We start from the raw sequence: 15,428 nt of genomic DNA, 5'->3' as shown, positions 1-15,428 counted from the left end.
AGATCGATGATCGCCCTGCCTAGACTCAGCAACCGATTGACCGACGCGCCAGCGCTCAGAGGGGACGCATAGCGATGGAACTGTACGTACCAATATTGGTGCTCGCGGTCCTCGCGGCGGGATTCGCCGTCTTCTCCGTGGGCATCGCCCCGTTCACCGGCCCCAAGCGGTGGAACCGGGCGAAGCTCGACGCCTACGAATGCGGCATCGAGCCCACCCCGCAGCCCGTCGGCGGCGGCCGGTTCCCGCTGAAGTACATGATCACCGCGATGCTCTTCATCGTGTTCGACATCGAGATCATCTTCCTTTATCCGTGGGCGGTCGCGTTCGACAAGCTCGGGGTCTTCGGACTGGTCGAGATGGTGCTGTTCATCGTCACCGTCCTGGTCGCCTACGCCTACGTGTGGCGCCGCCGCGGCCTGGACTGGGACTGAGAGGCAGCGTGCCGGAGGCGCGCGAGAGGAAGCACTGACATGGGTCTCGAAGAGAAATTGCCGAGCGGGTTCATCCTGTCGACCGTGGAACAGGCGGCCGGGTGGGCGCGTAAGAACTCGGTGTGGCCGGCGACGTTCGGCCTGGCCTGCTGCGCCATCGAGCTGATGGCCACGGGCGGTCCGAACCACGACCTGGCCAGGTTCGGCATGGAACGCGCGTCGGCCTCCCCCCGCCAGGCCGACCTGATGATCGTGGCCGGCAGGCTCTCGCAGAAGATGGCGCCCGTGCTGCGCCAGATCTACGACCAGATGGCCGAGCCCAAGTGGGTCATCGCCATGGGCGTGTGCGCCTCCAGCGGTGGCATGTTCAACAACTACGCGATCGTGCAGGGCGTGGACCACGTCGTGCCCGTGGACATCTACCTGCCCGGCTGCCCGCCGCGCCCCGAGATGCTCATCGACGCGATCGTCAAGCTGCACGACAAGATCCAGAACATGAAGTTCGGCGCCCACCGCGCCAAGCAGATCGACGAGCTGGAGCTCCAGGCTCTGCGGTCGCTGCCGCTCATCGATCAGGGGACCCCGAAATGAGCACTGGACCCACCAACCCCGACAACCTTCCCGGGGTGCCGGAGGAACCCGTCGCGCGCCGCGGCATGTTCGGCGTCAGCGGCTCCGGCGACACCTCGGGCTACGGCCGCCTGGTCGTGCGCCGCGCGCCGAAGCCGTCCAGCGCCAGGCCGTACGGCGGCTACTTCGACGAGGTCGCCGACGCCCTGGAGGCCGCCGCGGGCGAGTCCTTCGCCGGCATGGTCGAGCGCGTCGTCGCCGACCGCGGCGAGCTCACCCTGCACGTGTCGCGCGAGCACCTCTCCGCGGTCATGAGCCACCTCCGGGACGACCCCGCCCTGCGCTTCGAGCTCTCGCTCGGCGTCTCGGGCGTGCACTACCCCGAGGACGAGGGCGCGGAACTGCACGCGGTCTACCACCTGTGCTCGATCACCTACAACCGGCGTGTACGTGTCGAAGTCACCTGTCCCGACTCCGATCCGCACATTCCATCCACGGTTTCGGTCTACCCGACGCACGACTGGCACGAACGCGAGACCTACGACTTCTTCGGGATCGTCTTCGACGGCCACCCCGCCCTGACCCGCATCGAGATGCCGGACGACTGGGAGGGCCACCCGCAGCGCAAGGACTACCCGCTCGGCGGCATCCCGGTGGAGTACCGCGGCGCCACCATCCCCGCGCCGGACCAGAGGAGGTCGTACGCATGACCGCCATCCACGACGAGACCTCGGGCGACGCGGCCGAGGGCCGGGTCTACAACGTCAACGGCCAGGACTGGGACGACGTCGTCGGCGCGGTCGCCGAGTCGGCGGAGGAGCGCCTGGTCGTCAACATGGGCCCGCAGCACCCGTCCACGCACGGCGTGCTCCGGCTCGTGCTCACCCTCGACGGCGAGTCGGTCACCGAGGCCCGGGTGGGCATCGGTTACCTGCACACCGGCATCGAGAAGAACATGGAGTTCCGGACGTGGACCCAGGGGGTCACGTTCGTCACCCGCATGGACTATCTCTCGCCGATCTTCAACGAGGCGGCGTACTGCCTGGCGGTCGAGAAGCTCCTCGGCATCACCGACCGGGTGCCCGCCCGCGCGCAGGCCATCCGGGTCATGATGATGGAGCTCAACCGCATCTCCTCCCACCTGGTGGCCATCGCGACCTTCGGCATGGAGCTCGGCGCCACCACGCCGATGCTGTTCGGCTTCCGCGAGCGCGAGTTGGTGCTCGACCTGTTCGAGTACATCACCGGCCTGCGCATGAACATGGCCTACGTCCGGCCGGGCGGCGTCTCCGTCGACCTGCCCGCCGGGGCGGTCGACAAGATCGGCGAGTTCCTCAAGATCATGCCGGTGCGCATCAAGGAGATGCGCAAGCTGCTGGACGAGAACCCGGCCTACACCCGGCGCACCAAGGACGTCGCCTACCTCGACCTCACCGGCTGCATGGCCCTCGGCATCACCGGCCCCATGCTGCGCGCCGCCGGCCTGCCGTGGGACCTGCGCAAGTCGCAGCCCTACTGCGGCTACGAGACCTACGACTTCGACGTGCCGGTCGAGACCACCTGCGACGTCTACGGCCGCTACCTCGTGCGCGTGGCCGAGATGGAGGAGTCCCTCAAGATCATCGGGCAGTGCCTGGACCGGCTCTCCGGATCCGAGCTCAAGGGCAAGCCCGTCATGATCGAGGACAAGAAGATCGGCTGGCCGTCGCAGCTCGCGCTCGGCCCCGACGGGCTCGGCAACTCGCCCGACCACATCGCCCACATCATGAGCACCTCCATGGAAGCGCTCATCCACCACTTCAAGCTGGTGACCGAGGGCTTCCGGGTCCCCGCCGGGCAGGCGTACGTCGCGGTGGAGTCGCCGCGCGGCGAGCTCGGCGCGCACGTGGTGAGCGACGGCGGCACGCGCCCCTACCGCGTGCACTTCCGCGACCCGTCCTTCACGAACCTGCAGGCGGTGCCCGCCACCTGCGAAGGCGGCATGGTCGCCGACGTGATCGCCGCGGTCGCATCGATCGACCCGGTCATGGGAGGTGTGGACCGGTGACGACATTCTCGCCGGAAGTCCGCGAGCGTCTCGAACGCGACGCCAAAGAGATCATCGGCCGTTACCCGAAGAGCCGCTCGGCGCTGCTGCCGCTGCTCCACCTGGTGCAGTCGGAGGAGGGCTACGTCTCCGACGCCGGGCACGAGTTCTGCGCCGAGATGCTCGGCCTCAGCAAGGCCGAGGTCGTGGGCGTGTCGACGTTCTACACGATGTACAAGCGCAGGCCCGCGGGCGAGTATCACGTCGGCGTGTGCATCAACTCGCTGTGCGCGATCATGGGCGGCGACCAGATCTGGGAGGAGCTCAGCGAGCACGTCGGCGCCGGCAACGGCGAGACCACCGCCGACGGCAAGATCTCGCTGGAGCGCCTGGAGTGCAACGCGGCCTGCGACTTCGCGCCGGTCATGATGGTCAACTGGGAGTTCTTCGACAACCAGACCCCCGAGACCGCCAAGCAGCTCGTCGACGACCTGCGCGCCGGCAAGGAGGTCGCCCCCACGCGCGGCCCCGGCCGCCTGTGCACCTTCAAGGAGGCCTCGCGCGTGCTCGCCGGCCTGCCCGACGGCCAGGCGGGCGACGGCCCCACGGCCGCGGGCGCCTCCCTTGAGGGCCTCAAGGTCGCCAAGGCGAACGGCTGGACCGCCCCCGCGCCCTCGAAGGGGGCCACCGAATGAGCACCACCCTGACGCCGGTCCTCACGGCCAACTGGGACCGCGCCGACGCCTTCACCCTCGACGGCTACGGCCCGTACGAGTCGGCCAAGAAGGCCCTCGCCCAGGACCCCGACGCCATCATCAAGGCCGTCAAGGACTCGGGCCTGCGCGGGCGCGGCGGCGCCGGCTTCCCGACCGGCATGAAGTGGGGCTTCATTCCCCAGGGCGACGGCAAGGCGCACTACCTGGTCGTCAACGCCGACGAGTCCGAGCCCGGGACGTGCAAGGACATCCCGCTCATGATGGCCAACCCCCACGCGCTGGTGGAAGGCGTCATCATCACGTCCTACGCGATCCGCGCCAACCACGCCTTCATCTACGTGCGCGGCGAGGTGCTGCACGTCATCCGGCGGGTGCAGGCGGCCGTCCGGGAGGCCTACGAGAAGGGCTACCTGGGCACCGACATCTTCGGCTCCGGCTACGACCTCGACGTGGTCGTGCACACCGGCGCCGGCGCCTACATCTGCGGCGAGGAGACGGCGCTGCTGGACTCGCTGGAAGGCTACAGAGGTCAACCTCGCCTCAAGCCTCCCTTCCCCGCCGTGGCGGGCCTGTACGCGTGTCCCACCGTCGTGAACAACGTCGAATCGATCGCCAGCGTTCCCAGCATCATCGCCAACGGCGCCGACTGGTTCGCCGCGATGGGCACCGAGAAGTCCAAGGGCTTCGGCATCTTCTCGCTGAGCGGCCACGTCACCCGTCCCGGGCAGTACGAGGCGCCCCTCGGCATCACCCTGCGCGAGCTGCTCGACATGGCGGGCGGCATCCGCGCCGGGCACCGCCTGAAGTTCTGGACGCCCGGCGGCTCCTCGACGCCGATCTTCACCGACGAGCACCTGGACGTCCCGCTGGACTTCGAGTCGGTCGGCGCCAAGGGCTCCATGCTCGGCACCCGAGCGCTGCAGATCTTCGACGAGACCACCTGCGTCGTCCGGGCCGTCCTGCGCTGGACCGAGTTCTACGCCCACGAGTCCTGCGGCAAGTGCACCCCCTGCCGTGAGGGCACCTACTGGCTCAAGCAGGTGCTCAGGCGGCTGGAGAAGGGGCAGGGCACCGAGGACGACCTCGCCACGATCACCGACATCGCGGACAACATCCTCGGCCGGTCGTTCTGCGCGCTCGGCGACGGCGCCACCAGCCCCATCCATTCGTCGGTGAAGCACTTCCGCGACGAGTACCTCAAGCACTTCGAGATCGGCGGCTGCCCGTTCGATCACGCCGCGTCAACTGTGTGGGGTAAGGCATGACAGTACAGACACCCTCGGCGGGATCGGTCGATCAGCCGGTCGACATGGTGACCCTCACCATCGACGGCTTCCAGATCAGCGTCCCGAAGGGAACGCTGATCATCCGGGCCGCCGAGATGCTGGGCGTCCAGATCCCGAGGTTCTGCGACCACCCGCTGCTCGCGCCGGCCGCCAACTGCCGCCAGTGCCTGGTGGAGATCACCGACGCCGGCAACGGCAGGGGCTTCCCGAAGCCGCAGCCGTCCTGCGCCATCGAGGTCGCCGACGGCATGGTCGTGCAGACCCAGCTCACCTCGCCGGTCGCCGAGAAGGCCCAGCGCGGTGTCATGGAGATGCTGCTGCTGAACCACCCGCTGGACTGCCCGGTCTGCGACAAGGGCGGCGAGTGCCCCCTGCAGAACCAGGCCATGTCCAACGGCCAGGGCGAGTCCCGGTTCGAGGAGGCCAAGCGCACCTTCGAGAAGCCGATCCCGCTGTCCAGCGAGGTGCTGCTCGACCGCGAGCGCTGCGTCCAGTGCGCCCGCTGCATCCGCTTCTCCGATGAGATCGCCGGCGACCCGCTGATCGACTTCTTCGAGCGCGGCGCCGCCGAGCAGGTCGGCGTCGCCGACGGCGAGCCGCTGCAGTCGTACTACTCGGGCAACACCGTCCAGATCTGCCCGGTCGGCGCGCTCACCGGCGCCGCCTACCGCTTCCGCGCCCGGCCGTTCGACCTGGTCTCCACCCCGAGCGCCTGCGAGCACTGCGCCAGCGGCTGCGCCCTGCGCACCGACCACCGGCGCGGCAAGGTCACCCGCCGCCTCGCCGGCGACGACCCGCAGGTCAACGAGGAGTGGAACTGCGACAAGGGCCGCTGGGCCTTCGCCTACGCCGCCCAGCCCGACCGTCTGCGCACCCCGCTGGTCCGCGACGAAGAGGGCTACCTGCGCCCGGCGTCCTGGCCCGAGGCCCTCACCGCCGCCGCCGAGGGGCTCGCCCGGGCGCGCGGCAGGGCCGGCGTGCTGGTCGGCGGCCGGGTGACCGTGGAGGACGCCTACGCCTACTCCAAGTTCGCCCGCATCGCCCTGGCCACCAACGACATCGACTTCCGCGCCCGCGGCGCCTCGGACGAGGAGGCCGCCTTCCTGGCCCACGCCGTCGCCGGCAAGGGCATCGAGGTCTCCTACGCCGACCTGGAGAAGGCTCCCGCCGTGCTCCTGGCCGGGTTCGAGCCCGAGGAGGAGTCGCCGATCGTCTTCCTGCGCCTGCGCAAGGCGTGGCGCAAGCACGGTCTGCGGGTCTTCTCACTGGCCCCGTTCGCCACGCCGAGCCTCGCCAAGATGGGCGGCACGCTGCTGCGCACGCTGCCCGGCGCGGAGGCCGAGGCCCTCGGCGACCTGGTCTCCGGCGCGACCCCCGCGGCCGAGGCGCTGCGGCTGCCCGGCGCGGTCATCCTGGTGGGCGAGCGCCTCGCCACCTCGCGCGGCGCCCTGTCCGCCGTCCTCCGGCTGGCCGCCGGCTCCGGCGCCCGGCTCGCCTGGGTGCCCCGCAGGGCCGGCGAGCGCGGCGCGGTCGAGGCCGGCGCCCTGCCGAACCTGCTGCCGATCGGACGCCCCGCCGGGGACGCCACGGCCCGCGCCGAGGTCGCCCGCGTCTGGAACGTCTCGACTCTGCCAGAGGCCGCCGGGCGCGACACCTCCGGCATCCTGGCCGCCGCCCTGGACGGCGAGCTGGAGGCCCTGGTCGTCGGCGGCGTCGACCCCTACGACCTGCCCGACCCCGAGGCCGCGCTCGCGGCCCTGGAGAACACCCCGTTCATCGTCTCGCTGGAGATGCGGGCCGGCGCCGTCACCGACCGCGCCGACGTCGTGCTCCCCATCGCCGCCACGTCGGAGAAGGGCGGCACGTTCGTCGACTGGGAGGGCCGCGGCCGCTCGTTCGAGCGGGCCATCGAGGTCCCGGGCGTGCTGAGCGACCTGCGCGCGATCGCCGCCATCGCCGACCACATGGACGTGCACCTCGGCCTGCCCGACCCCGCCGCCGCCCGGCGCGAGCTCGCCGCCCTCGGCGCCTGGCGCGGGGCCCGGCCGAACGGTCCCGCCGTCACCGGCGGCACGCCGCGCGCCCCGCGCGCCGGGGAGGCCCTGCTGGCGACCTGGCGGCTGCTGCTCGACTCCGGCCGCATGCAGGACGGCGAGCCGTTCCTCGCCGGGACGGCACGCCCGGTGGAAGCACTGGTGTCGGAGTCCACGGCGGCCGAGATCGGAGCCCTCGACGGCGGTAAGGTCACCATCACCACGGAGGGCGGCTCGGTCACGCTGCCCGTCCGGGTGGCCGACCTTCCCGACCGCGTGGTCTGGGTGCCGGCGCACTCGGCGGGCTGCTCGGTCACCCGCGACCTGCGGGCCGTGGCCGGCGACGTCGTCAAGATCGGGAGCGAGTCATGAGAGCTCTTCTCGCCGACCCGGCGGGGCCGACCCTCGCCGACTTCGGCAAGGATCCCTTGTGGATCTCCATCATCAAGGCCGTGTTCATCTTCGTCTTCCTGATGCTCGGCGTGCTGTTCGGCGTGTGGACCGAGCGCAAGCTCATCTCGCGCATGCAGCACCGCTACGGCCCCAACCGCGCGGGCAAGTTCGGCCTGCTGCAGTCGGTGGCCGACGGCCTGAAGATGGGGCTCAAGGAGGACATCCTCCCGCGCACGGTCGACAAGGTCGTCTACATCCTCGCCCCGGTCATCATCGCGGTGCCGGCCTTCCTGTCGTACTCGATCATCCCGTTCGGGCCGGTCGTGTCGATGTTCGGCCACCGCACGCCTCTCCAGCTCACCGACCTCCCGGTCGCGGTGCTGGTGGTGCTCGCGATGGCCTCGATCGGCGTGTACGGCATCGTGCTCGCCGGCTGGGGCTCGCGCTCGCCGTACGCGGTGCTGGGCGGCCTGCGCTCCACGGCCCAGGTGATCTCCTACGAGATCGCCATGGGCCTGTCGTTCGTGGCGGTGTTCCTGTTCGCGGGCACGCTGTCCACGTCCGAGATCGTCGCCAAGCAGGCCTCCGGCGCGACGTGGCACCTCGGCTCGCTCGACATCCCGCTGCCGTCCTGGTACGCGATCCTGCTGATCCCGTCGTTCCTGATCTACGTGATCACGATGCTCGGCGAGACCAACCGCGTGCCGTTCGACCTCCCCGAGGGCGAGGGCGAGCTGGTCGGCGGCTTCCACACCGAGTACTCCTCGTCGCTGAAGTTCGCGATGTTCATGCTCGCCGAGTACGTCAACATCTTCACCGTCTCGGGCCTGTGCATCACGTTGTTCCTCGGCGGCTGGCGGGCGCCGTGGCCGATCTCCCTGTGGGACGGCGCCAACGCCGGCTGGTGGCCGATGCTGTGGTTCTTCCTCAAGCTCGTGCTGGTGTTCGGGTTCTTCGTCTGGGTGCGCGCCTCGCTGCCGCGTATCCGCTACGACCAGCTCATGGCGTTCGGCTGGAAGATCCTCATCCCGCTCAACCTGGGATGGATCCTCGTGGTCGCCACCGTGCGGGCCACCCAGATCGAGGGCGCGAACAAGACGCTCGTGATGGTGATCGCGGCGCTCGTCGTCGTCGGCTGCCTCGCGATCTACTTCCGCTTCGACACGGTCGCCCAGCGTCGCAGAGAGGCCAGGGCCGCCGAGGCCGAGGCCGAGTTCGAGCGGCTCCGCGACGAGCCCACGGCCGGCGGGTTCCCCGTCCCGGCGCTGGACCTGCCGCACTACCACGGCGTCAACGGACGCAAGGAGGTCCCCAGTGGGACTAACTGATTTCCTGAACCCCGTGAAGGGGTTCGGCGTCACCTTCCACCACATGTTCAAGAAGCCGGTGACGACGAACTACCCCGAGGAGAAGCGGCCGACCGCGCCGCGCTTCCACGGGCGTCACCAGCTGAACCGCTGGCCGGACGGTCTGGAGAAGTGCGTCGGGTGCGAGCTGTGCGCCTGGGCGTGCCCGGCGGACGCCATCTACGTGGAAGGCGCCGACAACACCGAGGAGGAGCGCTACTCCCCGGGTGAGCGGTACGGCAGGACGTACCAGATCAACTACCTGCGGTGCATCCTGTGCGGCCTGTGCATCGAGGCGTGCCCCACGCGGGCGCTCACGATGACGAACGAGTACGAGCTCGCGGACGCGAGCCGCGAGAGCCTCATCTACACCAAGGAGATGCTGCTCGCGCCGCTCGGCCCCGGCATGGAGGTGCCGCCGCACCCGATGCGGCTCGGCGACACCGAAGAGGACTACTACCGGTTGGGCCGAAGCAATGGGTGAGACCATCACGTTCTGGGTGCTGGCGGTCGTCTCGGTGGCCGCGGCGTTCGGACTCGTCTTCAGCCGCAAGGCGGTGTACTCCGCGCTCATGCTGGGCGTGGTGATGCTCTCGCTGGCGGTTCTCTACGCCGTGCAGGACGCCCCGTTCCTCGCCGTGGTGCAGATCATCGTCTACACCGGCGCGGTCATGATGCTCTTCCTGTTCGTGCTCATGCTGGTCGGCGTCGACTCCTCCGACTCACTGGTGGAGACGATCAAGGGCCAGCGGTTCTGGGCCATCGTCGCGGGCCTCGGCTTCGCCGTCCTGCTCGCGGCGGGCATCGGCAACGCGGTGATCGGCGAGCCCGCGGGCCTGTCCGGGGCCGTCCAGGCCGAGGGCGGCAACGTCCCCACCCTGGCGACGCTGATCTTCACGCGGTACGTCTTCGCGTTCGAGGTCACCTCCGCGCTGCTCATCACCGCCGCGCTCGGCGCGATGGTGCTGGCGCACCGCGAGCGCACCGCGCCCAAGCCCACCCAGAAGGACCTGGCCCGCGCCCGCTTCCTCGGCGACCACCCGACCCCGCTGCCCGGCCCCGGCACCTACGCCCGGCACAACGCCATCGACATGCCGGCGCTGCTGCCCGACGGGTCGGTCTCGGAGCTGTCGGTCAACCGTTACATCGCCCGCTACGACGTCGAGCGCGGCCGGCTGCCGGAGAACCCCCGGCTCGCCCAGGCGCTCAAGAACGTCGCCAAGGGCCCCGGCACCGAGCAGCCCAAGGTCGTCCAGGCCGTCGCCGAGGAGCCGGAGGGCCGTGCCCCGGCCGAGGAGGAAGGCAAGTGACCACCCACTACCTCGTGCTCTCCGCGCTGCTGTTCGCCATCGGGGCGGTCGGCGTGCTGGTGCGCCGCAACGCCATCGTGGTGTTCATGTGCGTCGAGCTCATGCTCAACGCCTGCAACCTGGCTTTCGTCACCTTCGCCCGCCAGCACGGCAACCTCCAGGGCCAGATCATCGCGTTCTTCGTGATGATCGTGGCCGCCGCGGAGGTCGTCGTGGGTCTGGCGATCATCGTGACGATCTTCCGAACCCGCAGGTCCGCGTCGGTGGACGACGCCAACCTGCTGAAGTACTAAGAGGTCGCCGTGGAAACCGCTGCCAAGATCGTCCAGCACTCGGGCGGAGTGATCGGCGCCTCCTGGCTCATGATCGCGCTGCCCCTGCTGGGCGCGGCGATCCTGCTGCTGGGAGGCCGGCGCACCGACCGCTGGGGCCACCTTCTGGGCGTCGTCATGTCACTGGCGTCGTTCGTGGTCGCCGTGCTGGCCTTCTTCCAGATCCTCGGGTTCGCCGAAGGCGAGCGCCGCCGCGCGGTCGAGCTGTACCAGTTCCTCCCCTCGGGCTCGCTGCACGTGGACATGGGCCTGCTGCTGGACCCGTTGTCGATCTCGTTCGCCCTGCTGATCACCGGTGTCGGGTCGCTGATCCACATCTACTCGATCGGCTACATGGCGCACGACCCGAACCGGCGGCGGTTCTTCGCCTACCTGAACCTCTTCGTCGCGGCGATGCTGCTGCTGGTGCTGGCCGACAACTACCTCGGCCTCTACATCGGCTGGGAGGGCGTCGGCCTGGCGTCGTACCTGCTGATCGGCTTCTGGCAGCACAAGCCCACCGCGGCCGCCGCCGCCAAGAAGGCGTTCATCGTCAACCGCGTCGGCGACATGGGCCTCGCGCTCGGCATCTTCGTCATCTTCACGACGTTCGGCACCATCGCCTTCGGCCCGGTGCTGGAGAACGCCTCCAAGGCCCAGGAGGGCACGCTCACCCTCATCGGCCTGGCGCTGCTGCTCGGCGCGTGCGGCAAGTCCGCCCAGCTCCCGCTGCAGTCCTGGCTCCTGGACGCCATGGAGGGCCCGACCCCGGTCTCCGCGCTCATCCACGCGGCCACCATGGTCACCGCCGGCGTCTACCTGGTCGTGCGCTCCGGCCCGATCTTCGAGGCGGCGCCCACCGCGGCCCTGGTCGTCACGATCGTCGGCGTCGCCACGTTGCTCGCCGGTGCGATCATCGGTACCGCCAAGGACGACATCAAGAAGGCCCTGGCCGGTTCGACCATGTCGCAGATCGGCTACATGATGCTCGCCGCCGGCCTCGGCCCGGTGGGCTACGCCTTCGCCATCGCCCACCTCATCGCGCACGGCTTCTTCAAGGCGTCGATGTTCCTCGGCGCCGGGTCGGTCATGCACGCCATGAACGACGAGGTCGACATGCGCCGGTACGGCGGTCTCGCGTCGAAGATGCGCATCACCTGGGCGACCTTCGGGCTCGGCTACCTCGCGATCATCGGCTTCCCGCTGCTGTCCGGCTACTGGACCAAGGACGGCATCATCGAGACCGTGATGGAGCACACCAACCCGATCTTCGGCTGGCTGGCCGTGATCGGCGCGGGCATCACGGGCTTCTACATGTCGCGCGTGTTCTTCATGACCTTCCACGGCAAGCCCCGCTGGGAGAAGGACGCCCACCCGCACGAGTCGCCCGCCGTCATGACCTGGCCGCTGATCCTGCTGTCGATCGGCTCGGTCTTCGCCGGCGCGTTCCTCATCGTGGGCAACCGGTTCATGGAGTTCCTGGCCCCCGCCGTCGGGCGGCCCGAAGAGATGCCCAGCTTCCACCCGTTCAGCGTCCCCGGCCTGGCGACGCTGGCGCTGGTCGCGGTCGGCGTCGTCTACGCCTGGCTCAAGTACGGCAAGGGCGAGGTCCCGGTCGTCGCCCCGCGCGGCTCGTTCCTCACCACCTTCGCCCGGCGTGACCTGTACGGCGACGCGCTGAACGAGGCGCTGTTCATGCGCCCGGGCCAGTGGCTGACCCGCCTCGCGGTGTACTTCGACAACCGCGGCATCGACGGCCTGGTCAACGGGCTCGCGGCGCTGGTGGGAGGCACCTCCGGCCGGCTGCGCCGGGTCCAGACCGGCTTCGTGCGGTCGTACGCCTTGTCGATATTCTTCGGCGCCGCCCTCCTGGTCGGCGCATGGTTCGTCGTAGGGAACCTGTGATGCCCTGGCTCTCGATATTGATGGGCGTGCCCGTGGTGGGCGCGCTGGCGGTCGCGGCGGTGCCCAAGGGCAACGACAAACTCGCCAAGCAGCTCACGCTCGTGGTGTCGCTCGTCGTGCTGGCGCTCACGCTGGCCATGGCGTCCCAGTTCGACCCCTCCGGGCCGCGTGACCAGTTCAGCGAGGTCCACCAGTGGATCCCGGCCTTCGGCGTCCGCTACGCGGTCGCCGTCGACGGCATCGCGCTGCTGCTGATCGCGCTCGCGGCGGTGCTGGTGCCGATCGTGGTGCTCGCCTCCTGGCACGACGCCGACCGGCCCGAGGCCAAGCGGTCGGTGAAGACGTACTTCGCGCTGATCCTGGTGCTGGAAGCGATGATGATCGGCGTCTTCGCGGCGACCGACGTCTTCCTCTTCTACGTCTTCTTCGAGGCGATGCTGATCCCGATGTACTTCATGATCGGGTCCTACGGCGGCGCCCAGCGGTCCTACGCGGCCGTCAAGTTCCTGCTGTACTCGCTGTTCGGCGGCCTGCTCATGCTGGTCGCGGTGATCGCGCTCTACGCCATCGCCGACAAGGGCACCTTCCTGCAGCCCGAGCTGATCGGCGCCATCAAGGACCCGGCCACGCAGAAGTGGCTGTTCCTCGGCTTCTTCATCGCCTTCGCCGTCAAGGCCCCGGTCTGGCCGTTCCACACCTGGCTGCCCGACGCCGCCGCCCAGGCGCCCGCCGGAGCCGCCGTCCTGCTGGTCGGCGTGCTCGACAAGGTCGGCACCTACGGCATGCTGCGCTTCTGCCTGGAGCTGTTCCCGGACGCCGCGAAGTTCTTCACGCCGCTGGTGATCACGCTCAGCGTCATCGGCATCGTGTACGGCGCGATCGTCGCCATCGGGCAGACCGACATGAAGCGGCTCATCGCCTACACCTCGATCTCGCACTTCGGCTTCATCACGATGGGCGTGTTCGCCATGTCGGCCGACGCCGGCGCGGGCGCCACGCTGTACATGGTGAACCACGGCTTCTCGACCGGCGCGCTGTTCCTGCTCGCCGGGTTCCTGATCCACCGCAGGGGTTCGCAGTACATCGCGGACTACGGAGGCGTGCAGAAGGTCGCCCCCGTGCTGGCGGGCACCTTCCTGATCGCGGGCCTGTCCTCGCTGTCGCTGCCCGGCCTGTCCACGTTCGTCAGCGAATTCCTCGTCCTGATCGGCACGTTCGAGAACTGGGTGATCCCGGGCGTCATCGCCCTCGTGGGCATGGTGCTGGCCGCCGTCTACATCCTGTGGATGTACCAGCGCATGATGGGCGGGCCGACCGCGGAGAGCGTCAAGGCGCTGCCCGACCTGAACCTGCGCGAGAAGGTCGTCGTGGCCCCGCTCATCGCCCTGCTGATCGTCTTCGGGTTCTTCCCCAAGCCGCTGCTGGACATCGTCAATCCCGCGGTGCACCAGACCCTGACCACCGTGCACGCGCCGCAGTTCACCCCCGACATACCCGTCACCGCTGAAAAGAAGGGGGCAGGCCAGTGAGCACGCTCGCCGCTGCCGCCGCCGAGGCGCCGAAGATCGAATACGGGGAGCTCTCGCCGATGCTCCTCGTCTTCGGGGCGGCGATCGTCGGCGTGCTCGTCGAGGCCCTCGCGCCGCGCTACCTGCGCAAGTCCATCCAGATGCCCATCACGATCCTGTCGATGGTCGGCGCGTTCGTGCTGACCGTCTGGCAGGGCACGAAGGGCGTGCGCCACGCCGCCGCCATGGGCGCGGTCGCCGTGGACGGCCCCTCGCTGTTCATCTGGGGCGCCATCCTGCTGCTCGCGATCGTCTCGGTCCTCCTGATCAACGACGACGACCAGTTCGTCGCCCAGGCCGCCGCCGTCCCCGGCAGCGCCGAGGAGGACCAGGCGATCGCCGAAGGCGGCGCGCACACCGAGATCTACCCGCTGGTGTTGTTCGCCGTCGGCGGCATGATGCTCTTCCCGGCCTCGAACGACCTGCTGATCATGTTCGTGGCCCTTGAGGTCATGTCGCTGCCGCTGTACCTGCTGTGCGGCCTCGCCCGCCGTCGCCGCCTGCTCTCGCAGGAGGCGGCGATGAAGTACTTCCTGCTCGGCGCCTTCTCGTCGGCGTTCTTCCTGTACGGCACCGCGCTGCTGTACGGCTTCGCCGGGTCGGTGGACCTCGCCGCGATCGACAAGGCCCTGACCACCGTCGGCGGCAAGGACACCCTGCTGTTCCTGGGCGTCGCGACCATCGGCGTCGGCCTGCTCTTCAAGATCGGCGCGGCCCCGTTCCAGGCGTGGAAGCCCGACGTGTACCAGGGCTCGCCCACGCCCATCACCGCGCTCATGGCGTCCGGCACGCTGATCGCCGCCTTCGGCGCGCTGCTGCGCGTCTTCTGGGTGGCGCTCGGCAACCTCGACACCGAGTGGACCCCGGTGCTGTGGGGCGTGGCGATCCTCACGATGATCGTCGGCGCCGTGCTCGCGATCACCCAGACCGACATCAAGCGCATGCTGGCCTACTCGTCGATCGCGCACACCGGCTTCCTGCTGATCGCCGTGGTCTCCACCGGCAAGGAGGCCCAGAACGCGGCGTCCCTGTCGGGCATCCTGTTCTACCTGGTGACCTACGGGTTCGCCACGGTGGGCGCGTTCGCGGTCGTCACGATGATCCGCGAGGCCGGCGGCGAGGCCGGGCACCTGTCGCGCTGGGCCGGGCTCGGCAAGAGGTCGCCCGTGCTGGCGGGCATCTTCGCCCTCTTCCTGCTCGCCTTCGCCGGCATCCCGCTGACGTCCGGGTTCTTCGGCAAGTACGCCGTGTTCGCCCCGGCCGTCGCGAGCGGCAACGTGGCGCTGGTCATCGTCGGCGTGGTGACATCGGCGATGGCGGCGTTCTTCTACGTCCGCGTCATCGTCCTGATGTTCTTCAGCGAGCCCTCCGCCGACGGCCCGACGATCGCCCTGCCGAGCATGGGCACCGCGGCTGTGGTCACGCTCGCGGCTGCGGCTACCGTAGTCCTCGGGGTCTTCCCGCAGCCGGTGCTCGACCTCGCGCATTCGGCCGCGCAGTCGTTGTTCGTTCGTTAGGAGTACATGCTTC

The 15,428-nt window shown here is 69.5% G+C and carries 14 protein-coding genes; all 14 read left to right on the top strand.

What is annotated here, in order from left to right; all coding sequences use genetic code 11:
* Positions 1-74: 74 nt before the first annotated feature.
* The 14 genes from BJ982_RS02595 (at position 75) to nuoN (ending at position 15,415) form a co-directional block, all read left to right on the top strand.
* Complete coding sequence (locus BJ982_RS02595) at positions 75-434, top strand: NADH-quinone oxidoreductase subunit A (RefSeq protein ID WP_036325316.1); 360 nt, start codon at positions 75-77, stop codon at positions 432-434.
* Positions 435-473: 39 nt separating this feature from the next.
* Positions 474-1,025 carry a NuoB/complex I 20 kDa subunit family protein gene (locus BJ982_RS02590; protein WP_114029748.1) on the top strand — a complete coding sequence of 184 codons (552 nt, stop codon included), beginning with the start codon at positions 474-476 and terminating at the stop codon, positions 1,023-1,025.
* Complete coding sequence (locus tag BJ982_RS02585; RefSeq protein ID WP_184876193.1) at positions 1,022-1,714, top strand: NADH-quinone oxidoreductase subunit C; 693 nt, start codon at positions 1,022-1,024, stop codon at positions 1,712-1,714. Before BJ982_RS02590 ends, BJ982_RS02585 begins: the two co-directional genes overlap by 4 nt.
* On the top strand, positions 1,711-3,051 hold the full coding sequence (locus BJ982_RS02580) for an NADH-quinone oxidoreductase subunit D (protein WP_184876191.1): 1,341 nt from the start codon (positions 1,711-1,713) through the stop codon (positions 3,049-3,051). The genes BJ982_RS02585 and BJ982_RS02580 overlap by 4 nt, the downstream gene beginning before the upstream one ends.
* Positions 3,048-3,725, top strand: coding sequence for an NADH-quinone oxidoreductase subunit NuoE (gene nuoE, locus BJ982_RS02575; protein ID WP_203959408.1), 678 nt, complete (start codon positions 3,048-3,050; stop codon positions 3,723-3,725). Before BJ982_RS02580 ends, nuoE begins: the two co-directional genes overlap by 4 nt.
* Positions 3,722-5,011, top strand: a complete 1,290-nt coding sequence (gene nuoF, locus BJ982_RS02570; RefSeq protein WP_184876189.1) for an NADH-quinone oxidoreductase subunit NuoF — start codon at positions 3,722-3,724, stop codon at positions 5,009-5,011. Before nuoE ends, nuoF begins: the two co-directional genes overlap by 4 nt.
* Positions 5,008-7,437, top strand: a complete 2,430-nt coding sequence (locus BJ982_RS02565) for an NADH-quinone oxidoreductase subunit G (protein ID WP_184876187.1) — start codon at positions 5,008-5,010, stop codon at positions 7,435-7,437. The genes nuoF and BJ982_RS02565 overlap by 4 nt, the downstream gene beginning before the upstream one ends.
* The gene (gene nuoH, locus BJ982_RS02560; protein WP_184876185.1) at positions 7,434-8,786 is read left to right on the top strand and encodes an NADH-quinone oxidoreductase subunit NuoH; all 1,353 of its coding nucleotides are present in this window, start codon (positions 7,434-7,436) and stop codon (positions 8,784-8,786) included. The genes BJ982_RS02565 and nuoH overlap by 4 nt, the downstream gene beginning before the upstream one ends.
* Positions 8,773-9,288 carry an NADH-quinone oxidoreductase subunit NuoI gene (gene nuoI / locus BJ982_RS02555; protein WP_184608782.1) on the top strand — a complete coding sequence of 172 codons (516 nt, stop codon included), beginning with the start codon at positions 8,773-8,775 and terminating at the stop codon, positions 9,286-9,288. The genes nuoH and nuoI overlap by 14 nt, the downstream gene beginning before the upstream one ends.
* Entirely contained in the window at positions 9,281-10,114 is an 834-nt protein-coding gene (locus BJ982_RS02550; protein WP_184876183.1) for an NADH-quinone oxidoreductase subunit J, read from the top strand. The genes nuoI and BJ982_RS02550 overlap by 8 nt, the downstream gene beginning before the upstream one ends.
* Positions 10,111-10,407: an NADH-quinone oxidoreductase subunit NuoK gene (gene nuoK, locus BJ982_RS02545; protein ID WP_114029756.1), complete on the top strand. Its 297-nt coding sequence runs from the start codon at positions 10,111-10,113 to the stop codon at positions 10,405-10,407. Before BJ982_RS02550 ends, nuoK begins: the two co-directional genes overlap by 4 nt.
* A gap of 69 nt (positions 10,408-10,476) precedes the next feature.
* Positions 10,477-12,330, top strand: a complete 1,854-nt coding sequence (nuoL, locus tag BJ982_RS02540; RefSeq protein ID WP_184888357.1) for an NADH-quinone oxidoreductase subunit L — start codon at positions 10,477-10,479, stop codon at positions 12,328-12,330.
* Positions 12,330-13,859 (top strand): NADH-quinone oxidoreductase subunit M, encoded by a 1,530-nt coding sequence (locus tag BJ982_RS02535; RefSeq protein ID WP_184876181.1) that lies wholly within the window; start codon positions 12,330-12,332, stop codon positions 13,857-13,859. The genes nuoL and BJ982_RS02535 overlap by 1 nt, the downstream gene beginning before the upstream one ends.
* Positions 13,856-15,415: an NADH-quinone oxidoreductase subunit NuoN gene (gene nuoN, locus BJ982_RS02530; protein ID WP_184876179.1), complete on the top strand. Its 1,560-nt coding sequence runs from the start codon at positions 13,856-13,858 to the stop codon at positions 15,413-15,415. Before BJ982_RS02535 ends, nuoN begins: the two co-directional genes overlap by 4 nt.
* The last annotated feature ends 13 nt before the right edge of the window (positions 15,416-15,428 follow it).

It is taken from the genome of Sphaerisporangium siamense, from assembly GCF_014205275.1.
Classification (GTDB): Bacteria; Actinomycetota; Actinomycetes; order Streptosporangiales; family Streptosporangiaceae; genus Sphaerisporangium; species Sphaerisporangium siamense.
The sequence above is the reverse complement of the archived record's forward strand: the minus strand, read 5'-3'. Positions and strand labels throughout refer to the sequence as shown.